The 12,783-nt window shown below is 69.1% G+C and carries 1 protein-coding gene (cut by a window edge); it reads left to right on the top strand.

What is annotated here, in order from left to right:
- A protein-coding gene (locus AB0H61_RS06555; RefSeq protein WP_357300152.1) for a hypothetical protein crosses the window boundary here: on the top strand, positions 1 to 12,783 show its 5' portion. It continues 30,726 nt past the right edge of the window; the window shows 12,783 of its 43,509 coding nt (coding positions 1-12,783); its start codon is at positions 1 to 3; the stop codon falls past the right edge of the window.

The following is a 12,783-nucleotide window of genomic DNA, read 5'->3' on the forward strand; positions in this document are numbered from 1 at the left end:
ATGGCTGAGATACCCAGCTGGCTCGATTTCCTGGGCTGGGTGGCGGGGTCCGAATGGCCCGAGGGTTCTCCCGAGGGCATGTGGGATCTCGCGGGTGACTGGCGCGCCGCCGCGGACGGCTTGCGGGAGATCATCTACGACATCGACGATGCCAAACGGATGTCGCTGGACGCCTATCTCTCCGGCGACGGCATCGACGAGATGGCGAGCAAATTCGACGATCTGCGCAGCGGTCCCCAATCCATCCAGACGCTGGCCGACGAATTCGACAAGCTGGCCGAGGCGGCGGACGCCGTCGGTACCGAGATCGAATACGGCCAGCTGATGATGATCACGTCGCTGGCGCTGTTGGCGGCGGAGCTTGCATTGGCCTGGATCTTCCCGCCGACCGCACCCGCGGCGGAGGCGGCGGCGATCGCGGGCACCCGGGTGGCTATACGGGTGATGGGCCAGACGATCATGAATAACGTCATCCGGTGGATGTCGAGGTTGATCGGCCGCAGACTCGCCACCTTCCTGGTGCGCCACGTCGCCATCGACACCATTATCGGCACCGGCCAGGAGCTCGGGATCCAGGCGTGGCAGGTCGGTAAGGGCCACAGGGACAGCATCGACTGGGGCCAGGTCGGTGTCACCGCGTTCAGTTCCGCCGTCGGCGCCGGCGTCGCCAGCCCGTTCGGTGACAAGTTCGGCAAGTGGCTCGGAGACGTCATGCCGCGGGGCACGCCGGGCTACGTACACGGTGCGATCGTCGGCACTATGGCGGGTACGGTCGGCGCCTTCGCCGGATTCGGCGGCACGCTCGCGCTGCCCTATCTACAGACAATACTGACCGGTGAATTCGACTGGGCCAAAGCGAATGAGGCGGCCGGGCAGACACTGGCGGGCTTCGACTGGCGCATGATCACCGCGGGCGCCTCGAACGGCGCTATGTCCGGCGCGAATCGTGCGGCGGCGGACGCATTTTGGCGCCGACGACACCCGGAGTGGTACACGGCCCCAGCGAATAACGACCCGAATAATATGCCGCGCATCGGGTTTCGTCCAGATTCCAATCTGCTGCCCGCGGGCTTCGGCGGTACCCAGAACGGCGTCGGCCCTTCGAACGGCGTCGGCCCGGCCACCGGTTCCGGTCCGGCCGGGACCGGGAATCAGACCGGGGGCGGCGGCTCGAATACCGGGGCCGGGCGGCCGGGCAGCGACAACTCATCCGGCACGCGCAACGGTGGCGACACCGGCCGGACCGCGGACCCCGGAGCGGAGGAGGGGGCGCACGACGGCGGCGATGCGGGCGAGAACGGAACAAGGTCGAACACCGGCGAGAGCGCGAACAACCCACGGGCGGAGGGAGATTCGGATAGCCGCGCGGGTTCTCCCGACGGCGAGCGCGCCGGTACCGGCAGTGGGGCGCGGCCCGCGGGCGAATCCGGGTCGGGTGCCGACCGCACGTCCACCGCTCCGGCGGGCGACCATCCGGCGGGTCAGCGGGCCGGGGCGGCCGAGGGAGCGGGCGCGCCGGGGCAGGCCGGTACGCCGCATGCCGGCGGTCTCGATGCCGGAGTGCACGACGGACCGGCATCGAGCGGCGCGGTGGATGGTTCGGCGTCGAGCGGACATTCCGACGGTGTATCGGTGGCCGCCGATCCAGCGGCATCGCAGTCGGGCGGGCCTGCGGCGGGCGGCGTTACGGGCGTGGGGCCCGCGGGCGGCGCGGCCTCGGCGGGTGGTGGCCCCGCCTCGGGGACGGGCTCGACTTCGGCTGGATCCGGTACCGGTTCGACCTCCGCGGGTAACGCGGGGTCCGCCGCCACCGGTGCGAGCGGTGCGGGGGCCGGGTCGACCGTCAATGCGGCGGGTTCCGCAGGCCCGGTCGCGTCGGGTGCTGGACCTGCTGCCTCGGGTGTGGGTCCGGCCGCGACAAGTGCGGGTTCGACCGGCGCCGGACCCGCAGCTGGTTCCGGAAATACCGGATCCGGCGCTACCGCAGCGGGTTCCGATGCGCGTGGGAATGCCGGAGCCACCCCGGACACACGCTCGCAGTCCGGAAGCGACACCAGGACCACCGAACCCCGCGCGGGTACGACCGACAGCCGAGCCGATTCCCGCGCCGCCGCGGTGGGCCGCGACGGCGCGACCGCGCACCGCCCCCAAGCGGACTCCCGGACGGGCACCACGGAGTCGACCGCGGGCGGTACCAGGCTCTGGACCCTCGGTCTACAGACCCATCATGGCGGCCCAGAGGTCACCCCCGCCCACACTCCGGCCGTCGAGTCCGGCACTACGACGCCCGAAGGTCTCGTCGGGGTGCCGCCGGGTAACGACGGCGGCACGGCCATTCCCCGAGGCGACAGTACTGACGCGGATTCGGTCATCGGGCGGAGTGCGGATGCGGACGCATCCGCCCCGGTCCGTGCCGATGGGGACGTGACAACTCGACCCGGTGACAACGGCGACGCCGCCACTCCGGTTCGTGAGGACATCGGCTCAACCGATGCGCATCGTGACCGGCCCGACACGTCCATCCCGGTCCGGCAGGACGCGGACTCGACGGCCGCGCGCGACCGCACCGATGGCGTGGGGCTGGTTCGTGACGATGCCGATGGGGGCGGTCCGCGGCGCGATGACGTGGTGGGCGCGGGCTCGGATGGTGACGGTGCGGACGCGGGGCGCGCGCGGCCGGATGGTGACGACGGATCCGGTCGCGGGGATGGGGATGCCCCGGCACGGCGTCCGGTCGATCCGGACGAAGTGGCGCGGCGTGCGGCTGTCGAGCCCAACGCGCCTTGGCGTGCGGACGCACCGCAGCGCAATGATGCGGATGCGCCGCAGCGCGATGATGCCGATCCGGCGCAGCTCGATGACGCCGACGCGCAACGGGATAGCGTCGACGCGGCGGCCGCCGCTCTGTTGGCATCGCAGTCCGAGACGCCGGTGCGGTCCGCGCGGACCGACGGGCAAGCCGATCGTTCCTCGGCTCGTAATGGAAACAACGGCGGCCGTGTCGATTCCGACGCGGATTCCGGGATCCCGGTGCGGCCGGGGGATTCACCGAACCGGGGTGAGTGCGGTCGGCTCTCGTTGCAGGAGATCCAGCAGGAGACCGGGAGCAGGCACATCAGGGTGCCGCGGGATCCGGTGGGTCCGGCGGGCATGTCCCGAACCGAACTGGAGGACGCGGCGGGCGCACCGCTGCGGCGCATCGCCGATCCGGGCGCGGATCAGCCTCTGCACCAACCGATCGCGGATGAACTGCTGCGCATGGGGGAGGGCGCCCGAGCGCTGGTGGTCGATGTCTACAACGGTCCGGTCGACGAGCACAATGTCGGCGCGCACGCCTATGTGCTGACCGTCCGGGCGCATCCGGGTTCCGGCGAACTCTATGTTGAGGTCACCGACCGCGGTGCGGACCGCCGCGAACCGTTCCCGCCGACGCTGCCGCGTGAGGTGCGCAGTGTGCACGCGATTCTCTATGACGCACAGGGCAATCCGGTGCACCCGCGCGGCTCCGATGTTTCCGATCACCCGCTGTACCGGCCGGAACCCGCGCCCGATGAGGCATCGGCGCGCCCGCCGCGGATCGGCACCTCCTTGGACCACTACCCGGACCAGGTTCGAGCGCTGCTGCGCGATACCACCATCGGCAGCGAGATTCTGGAAGCGTTGGAACGGCATGGGATCACCGACTGGTACGACCACGCGGGCAGTCATCCCGGCCACGGTGGCCTCTTCAATGCGCCGACGATGGCGGCGGTGATCTTCACCCCCGGTTTCGGCCATCTCAGTCAGGCGATGACCCTGGTGCACGAGGGTGTGCACGCGCTGTACACGATGAACGGCGAGACCGCGAATACCGAGACCCGTCGAACGCATATGGGTCGTGAGGCCTTTATCGACGCCATGGTGCGCGAAGAGGCGGCGGCGTTCGGCAGACAGTACGAGTTCGCACGGGAACTGCGCGGTCATGGGTTCGATATTCCAGAGCACTCCCGCGAAACCGCCTACCACCAGGCTTACGACGACGCGCTGGCCGACACCAGGGCCAATAACCCCGGGATCGATGACGCGCACGCACGCACGATCGCCCGCAATGCGGCCATCCGGGCCATCGAGACGGAAGTGGGCTCGGCGCCGTGGGGCGATCACGCACCCTCGGCCGATTACCGCGATCACTACGGCAAGGGCTGGGACCACCAGGCGCAGAATCCGCCCGACCATCGTGATATCCACCGGCTCGGCGCGGACGAAGAGGCGGCTCGCGATCTGATCCACCGACGTCGCGTGATCGAAATACGCACGCAGGACATCTCGGCCGATATCAGCAGGCTGAGCGATCGACTCGGTATTCCGCCGGAGAGCCGGACGGGACCCGACGCGCTGTCGGACGCGATCGACGAACTGCATCGCCGCAATGCGGCCGATCGCGCCGACCTGGCCCGGGAATTCGGTGTGGACGCGGCCGATCTCGGCCGCGATCTGCGCACCGGTGACCAGGCCGAGCGGCGGGCGGAACTGCTCCGCCGGGAACTGGATACGCGGGCGCTGTCGGATCAGCTGGATCGCTTCCGTCAGGCGACCACGGATTCGGTTCTGGTGCACGATGAGCTCACCGCGCTGGTGGCGCGAGATGTGCTGGATTACCGGATGTTCACCGAGGGCATCGACGGACGCATGGTGACCGATCGGGTCGCGTTGGTTGAGGGTGAGCCGCCTATCGTGCTGATCGCCGATATCCGAGGGGATTTCGACGCGCCATTGATGGATGCGGCCCTCACCGACGAGGCGGTGGTGCGCGCCACGGCGCACCCCGATGCGGATGTGCGCTACCTCGAGGTTCGAGTCGGACCAGACGGCAGCATTCGCGTCCGTTCGATTTCGCGTGACGCACTCGATGTCGCCATGCGTTTCGGGCTGCAACCGGCCGAACCGGTGCCCGAGCCCGGACCACAGCGCCACCTGGTGGACGAACTGTCCGCCCGGCGGACCGAACAGGTGTGGGGCTTGCTCGACCAGACCGCCTTCGGCGACTGGGCGCGGGATATGTTGCAGCGCAGCGGTGTCGACGTGGTGCACGAGAACGGTGCGGAGCCGCGCTTCTATCCCGAACGCCGCACCGTAGTGCTCGATATCGGCGCATCCGATGTCGAGCAGGCGATTGCCCTGATGCATGCGGCAGTTCACGCCGAGAGTTCGCATTTCGACGATTCGGCGAGTACATCGAGCGATCGGATCACGCTGCCCAGGCAGGATTACATCGAGGCGATGCTGCGCGAGGAGAGTCGCGCGCACGCGCTGGAGATCGAGCTGCGCAAACAGCTGCGCGGGCTGGGCTACGACATTCCGGTCGACCGGATGGAACAGATCTACGACAAGGCGTTCCACCGCGCCCGTTCGGCGGCGTATTTCGACGATGCCACCGATGTCGACGGACTGTGGGACGCGGGATTCGTCGGCGGCACCGAGGCGATCTACCGCGATATGAACAAGGTCGGCCCCACCCTGGCCGACGGCAGCTACGCCGATATCTACGGACGTGCCTGGGATCGTGCGCACGGAATCCGGGTCGACGGTGTGACGCCGCTGTACGAGCGGCCCGTACCCGGGCAGCCCAACGGGACCGCGGACAACGCGTCGCCGCATCAGGAATCAGATGCGGGGGAATCGGATTCCGCTTCGCGACCCACGGAACCGGATGCGGATCCGACACCCGCCGAGCCCGCTGCCGCATCGCCCCCGAAGGGCCCGCCGTCCCAACCGCCCGGCACCCCTGCCGCCGCCGCGGAGCCGCCGAATCAACCACGGCGTGAGGATGGTTCGTCGGGAACATCCGATCCGCAGTCGCGTATCGAGGTGGCGCTGGCCCGGGAGCTGGCGGCGGTGGACGAGGCGTTCCGGCGCAATGAAGAAGCGTCGCAGGCCGAGCATGAGCGACTCATAGATCGCCTGGAGCGGATTCATGAGGAGATGTCCGCGCGACTCGACACACTCGATGAGCGGCAGTCCGACAGTGTCGATCCGGACGCCGCCGAGGGCGCGGTGGTGGAGCCGGGGTCTCGGATCGATGCCGCTTTGCAGCGCGAACGCGCCGCGCTGGACGAGGCGTTCCGTCGGAACGAGGCGACGTCGGCGGTTGAGCATCAGCGGCTGATGAACCGGCTCGAGCAGATACGCCAGGAGCTGGCCGCCCGGCCGCGAACCGATGATGATGCCTCGCCATCGGATTCGCGGTCCCGTATCGACGCCGCGCTGGCACGCGAACTGACTGCCCTGGACGAGGCGTTCCAGCGCAACGAGGAGGGCTCGCGGGCCGAGCACGAGCGACTCATGGATCGGCTGGAACAGATCCGCCGTGAGATGTCGGAACGGATCGGCGCCACCGATGGGATGCCGGAGCACGGCGATCCGGACGGCTCCGGTGACCCGGCGGCGCAGCGGGGGGCCGCGGATCCGCTCTCCCGGATAGATGCGGCACTGGAACGCGAGCGGGCGGCGGCGGATGAGGCCTTCCGCCGCAATGAGGCGGCGGCCGCGGCCGAGCACGAGCGGTTGATGGAGCGGCTGGAATATATCCGGCAAGACCTCGCCGACCAAGCCGAGCACCAGCGGATCATGGATGCGCTGGCCGCGGACCAAGCGCGGATATCGGCTCGATTCGATGACCTCGCGACGCGCGATGCGGGTGAGTCGGATAACGCGGGCCAGCGGAATCCGGACGGTGGGCCCGACCCCTCGACCACCGGTCGCACCAACTCGACGGACGCGGGCACGTCCGGGTCGAGCCCGGTGCGCCCCGCTACCTCCGAGGCCGGGCGTCCGGAGGTCCCGGGACCAGAAGGGGCACAGCGGAACCCGGACCAGCCCGACACGTCCTCGGCCGATCGCACCGACTCGTCGGACCGGGACGGGACACACCAGGATCCGGACGCGGCGGCGGCCGCCGCCCGAGCCGAATACGACGCACTGGTCAAACAGCGCGAGGAACTGGCCCGCGAGCGGGAGTTCCAGCGCGCCAAGCGCGATGACCGGGCCGCGCGTCTCGATGTCGAGGGTCGGCCGCGGTCGCTGGGCCGGGATCGGTTGGAGGGGACCATCCTCGGTCTCTACGACCGCGCCGGCCGCGACATCATCGACCTGGCAGGTGGTCCGGACGAGGCGTCGACCCAGGTCCGCCATCCCGTCGATGCGGACGAGCTCGCCCGGCGCCACGAGGCGATCCGGAAGCTGGAGAATGCCGCCGAGCGGGTGAACGATCTCGATGACCAGGTGCGCGAGATCGACCGTCGGATCGCCGAACTCGATCAGGCGGGTGTGGGCCGTGGTCGGCCGCGGTCGGCCGAGGTCGCCGCCGAACTCGACCGTCTCGCGCGGGCCAGGGCCGAGGAACTACGCAAGATCGCCCCGTGGCGCGGAATGCGTGACGATATGGCGAGGCGTCTGAATGTCTCCGAGACGCGTCTGGGCGAGGCGGAGCTCGACACCACGCTGGCCGATTTGTTCAATCGCACCGTGCGCGCGGACCGGGCGCTCGAACTCCGCCGCCAGGTCGAGCTGCTGGCCGAGGCCGCAGAACGTGTCAACCGGGCGCACAACGAGATCGGCCGCATCCAGGACGAAATGGCCAGGGTCGCCGGGGTGTGGCGGCAGTTGGTCGAAGCCGAGGGTGGTCGGATGGTGACCGATCGGGTCGGCATCATCGATGGTGAGCGTCCGCGGATCATTGTGTTCGGTCCGCGTCCGGATCCGGATGCGCCGCGTGCGGATCATGATCGGGCTTTGGCGGATGCGTTGCGTCGTAGTCCGGCGGTGGCGCAGGCGATGGTGCGTGCGGAGACGACTGTCGAGTATCGCCGGGTGCTGGCCGACCGTGAGGGTAATTGGCGCACCGAGCGGATGGCGCCCCCGCGCATCGAGCGCCTCAGCAGCGGCTGGCGGCAGGGCGACCGCTTGGACATGACCTCGTGGCGCGACGGCGAGGGCATCTGGCATCCGGTGGACGCCACCCGTCCGAGCTGGGAGGAGGGCCGCGACAATCGGCCTACGCCCAAGAAGTTCACTTTCAAGGATCCGCCGGATGGTGTGAGTGGTTGGGCGATGGAGGATGTCGTCAATGACATGACGTTGCCTACCGATGATGTGCCGGCGGGTCAGATTCCGGCGAGTACGTTGCCGGTGAATATGCCGGGGGCGAAGGAGCAGTACAGCACGGCGGGGGTGGCTGATGGTGCGGTGGTGTTCGGACAGCATTGGGGTGCTGATGGGTACAACGTTGTTCGGTTGATTTTGATGGCGGCGCAGGTGCCGAGTCATCCGGCGGTGAAGGCGTGGATTCAGCGTCATCCGGAGATCGGGCGTTGGGTGCAGGAGCGGCCGTGGTTGCAGCATGTGCCGCCGTTCGGGACGGTGTTTCGGAATTACGAGTGGTTCGCGCCGCCGGAGCGGCATGTGCAACCGATGTTCCGGCCCTACGATCCGGCCGAACACGGACCGGCCGCCGACCGCGTCGAGATCCCGGAATCGCTACGCGCCGAATGGGAACGGGATGTTGCCGCGTGGCGTCAGGTGCAGGAATGGGCCGACGCCGAATACTTCCGCTTCCGCGCCGACGACTCCGACCTGGACCCGATCGCCGCGGGCCTGGAGAACTATCGGCGGGCGCAGCTGTTGGACGCGGGCCGCGATGTAGTGAACCGGGTGCGCGACGAGTTGGTGACCGGTGATCCCGGTATCGATCCGCGCGGTGACGTCGACGCTCAGATGCAGCGACTCCACGACAAGATCGACAGTCTCACAGGGGATCTCGCGGACCGCTTCGCGGTCGACGATCCGGATGCGGTGCGCGATACGGTCGACGATATTCGAGAACTGCTGCTGTCGGGCGTGGATCCCGATCTGATCGCCGGGGCGCTCACCCCGCACCTGCGCGACGACGTGCCGGTGCTCACCCGCGAGCAGCTCGAACAGATCAAGAACCATCTGATGCGCGATGAGCATCTGGTGCGCGATTTCGCCGACCCGCACGGCGCATTCGTGCACCGTCGAATGGACCAGCTGGCCGATGTCGCCGAGGCATGGAACCGGCTCATCGCGGGCAATCCGCTCCCGCAGGATCTGGTGCTGCTGCGCGACGCGCTCGCCGAATCCGAATACCTGCGCACCCATCCGAACGCGACCTGGAACGACGCCAACGCGCACGCCATCGGTCTCGGCCACCACTGGGACGCGAATCGTCCGCCCCGCACCGGCTGGCGCGCCGATATTCCGTACGCGATCGACCCGCTCGCACCGGACCCGTCATGGCAGGCGCCGAGCCGACCGCCCGAATCCGGTGCGTCCGGTCTCACCAGGCCGGATATCGCACTGCCCGACGGGCTGCGCACCGATGCGGGCGCCGATCCGAACCGCCCCGAACCGAACAGGACGCAGCAGTCCGACGGGTCCTACCGCCCGCCCGAGCTCGAATCCGGTGCGACGCAACCGGAATCGCGCACTGACGCCGACTCGACGACGACGCCCGTCTCCGAGGTCCCGCCGCACACCCCGGAATCGACGCGCGGTCGCTGCGCGGAGCTGGCGCTGCGCCTGATCCAGCGACTGACCGGCAGCAATGTCATCGGCGGATTCGATCGCCCGGTCGGACTGGACGGCGTGACGGCCGAAGAACTGGTTCGTGCGGCGGGCGCACCGCTGCGCTCCTACGGTGACCACGAGGCGATCGCGCGTCTGCTGCTCGATCCACGCATGGGTCCGGGGTCCTCGGCGCTGATCGTCGACGAATACGCCGGCGCCGCCGATGATTACGATGTCGGCGCACACGCCTACGTGCTGCGCAACGACAACGGTGTCATCCGGGTGGAGGACCCGGCCGCCGGGATCGTCGAGGGCGGATTCCCGCCGGTGCTGCCGCGTGAGGCGCGCGGTGTCTACGGGATCCTGTTCGACGCCCAGGGCAATCCGGTGCATCCGCACGGCGCGGACGCCCTCGCGCACCCCGTGGTGGCCGGACCGCCGGTGCGGATCGGTCTCTCGCTCGACCTCTACTCCGACCAGGTCCGATCGCTGGTCGGTGCGACGGAGGTGGGCCGGGAGATCCTGGCCGCACTGGATCGCGGTGCGGTGCTGGACAGCTACGAACTCGGACGCAGCGCGCACGGCAATCACGCGGGTGAGTACTACGCGCGGGAGGTGACCGCTCGGATCTTCACCGAGGGGCAATCCCAGGTGCAGCAGGCGATCACACTGGTGCACGAGGCCGTGCACGCGGAGTACGCACTGAATGGGGAGAGCCCGAATTCGGTGCTGCGCATGCAGGGCATGGACCGCCAGGACTACATCGATTCGATGGCGCGGGAGGAGGCCGCCGCCTTCGGGCGAGAGTTCGAATTCGCCAGGCAGCTGCGCGATCTGGGCTATGACGTCGCCGAGGACCCCCTCGAAGCCGTCTACCACCAGCACCTCGCCGACGCGGAAACGGCGCTGCGGCAGGACCATCCCGAACTCGATGACCAGCAGGTGCGTGATCGAGCCAGACTGGCCGCGATCAACGCCATCGCCGACGAAATCGGTACCCGCGCATGGCCGGACGGCAGCAGCTACCACCAGTACTACGGCAACGCTTGGGATTCGGCGAACGCACCCGATGTCGGCCGCAACCACGAGTGGACCGATCCCGATGCCGAAGAGCACGCCGATCGATTGGCGCGCGAGGTCGGGATCGCCGAGCGGACGCGTCGTGAACTCACCGAAGAAATCGGCGTACTGCGACAGGCATTGGGCATCTCGGCGCTGGAGGTGCTGCGCAATGAGGTGACCCCGCGGCTGGAACAGCTGTGGAGCGAGAACGATCAGTTGCGCGCCGAACTCGCCGCGGAACTCGGGGTCGATCCGGCGGACGTGGACCAGCTGCCGCTGTCGGATCCCCTGGAGTTGCGTCGCGGCGGCATGCTGCGTCGCGAATTCGATCTACTGCACTTCGCGGATCTGGTGGAGCAATACCACCGGCTGGGCGGTGTGGCCGACGAGGCGCGCGATGCGCTGAACGCCGCCGCCTCGCGCGATGTGCTGACCAGCATGGTGCCGGAACCCGAGGCCGATCATGTGATCACCGCCCGGGTCGCCTTGGTCGACGGTGAACCGCCGACGGTACTGGTCGTGGGGGAGCAGGGCGGTTTCGTCCGGCCGCTCGCCGACGCGATCGCGCAGAGCTCGCGGCTGGCGACCGCGCTGACCCATCCCGATGTCGACATCACCTTCATGCATGTGACCGTCGACGGCCTCGCCGATGGCGTCTCGGTCATGGCCGCCGATACGGGTGTCCTTCCCGCGGACGTGATTTCGCGGGCCTTCGACGCCGGACCGCGCGCGGAGACGACGCCGGAGGTGATCACACCGCGTGAGCTCGCCCGCGCCGCCTCCGAATATCGCACCGATCGGATCCGAGAGTTGTTGGATCGCACCGCGATCGGCGCCTGGGCGAATCAGGTGCTGGACAACAACGGCATCCACGTGGTGCACGAATCCGGCGCCCGGCCACAGTTCCAGCCGGAGCGCCGGACGGTGGTGCTCGACTACTCGGCCTCCGATGTGGCGCAGGCCATCGACCTGGTGCACGCCGCCATGCACGTCGAGAATATGGAGCACGGCCAGACCGTCAGCACGGCCCAGGACCGCGTGCTGCTCTCGCGCGAGGACTACATCGACACCATGGTGGCGGAGGAGAGCCGCGCCCACGCCATGGAGATCGAGCTCAAGAAGCAACTGCGCGATCTCGGCTTCACCATCCGGGCCGACGATCTGGAGCGGGCCTATGATGCCGCGTTCCCGCCCGACCCGGCGCGCCACATCGACCCGAATGCCCCGGACCGATCGTGGCACGACGGATTCAGCGCCGGTGTGCAGGGCATCCGCGATCATCTGAACCTGCCCGGCGGCACCGCCCATATCCACGGTTACGCCGAAAGCTACGGCCGCGCCTGGGACCGGGCCGCGGGTCAACCGCCCGCGGACGGTGCGACAGCGCGGCCGAACGACCCCGGATCGCCGACGCCGCGGCCGGCCTCGGACGCCGGAACCGAGACGGCGGCACCGCGCGCCCGCGACGCCGTGGGCGACGGTATCCGTGCCACCGGCTCCGGGCCGAGGCCCGACGGCATCACCCACGACCGAAGCGCCGAACCGGCGCACCGGGAGGTCGAATCGGCACGATCCGACTCCGACCAGGTGCGTGCGCATCCGGCCGACGAAGCCGTCGACCAGGCGGCGGATATTCGCTCCGACACCGAATCGCCGGTGCGCGAGGAGGACCCGACACGGGGACGCTGCGCGGAGCTCGCGCTGCGGCTGATTCAGCAGCTGACCGGCAGCGAAGTGATCCGGGAGTTCGGCAGGATCATCGGGCTCAGCGGTGTGACCTCGGCGGAGTTGCAGCAGGCCGCGGGCGGGCGACTGCGCCCGTTCGCCGATCACGAGGCGATCGCGCGGGCATTGGCGGAACCGGGTTCGATGGCCCTGGTCGTCGACGAATACGCCGGGGCCACAGACGCTTACGACGTCGGTGCCCACGCGTACGTGCTGCGCAACGATAATGGCGTCATCCGGGTGGAGGACCCGGGCGCCGGAATCACCGAGGGCGGGTTCCCGCCGTCGCTGCCGCGGGAGGTGCGCGGTACCTTCGCGATTCTGTTCGACGCGCAGGGCAATCCGGTGCATCCCATCGATTCCGGGGATACCGCGGGCCATACGGTCGCCGATGGCCCGCACGCGCGGATCGGCCGATCGATGGACGAGGTT

The sequence above is a fragment of the Nocardia sp. NPDC050710 genome, assembly GCF_040654375.1.
In the GTDB taxonomy this organism is placed as follows: Bacteria; Actinomycetota; Actinomycetes; order Mycobacteriales; family Mycobacteriaceae; genus Nocardia.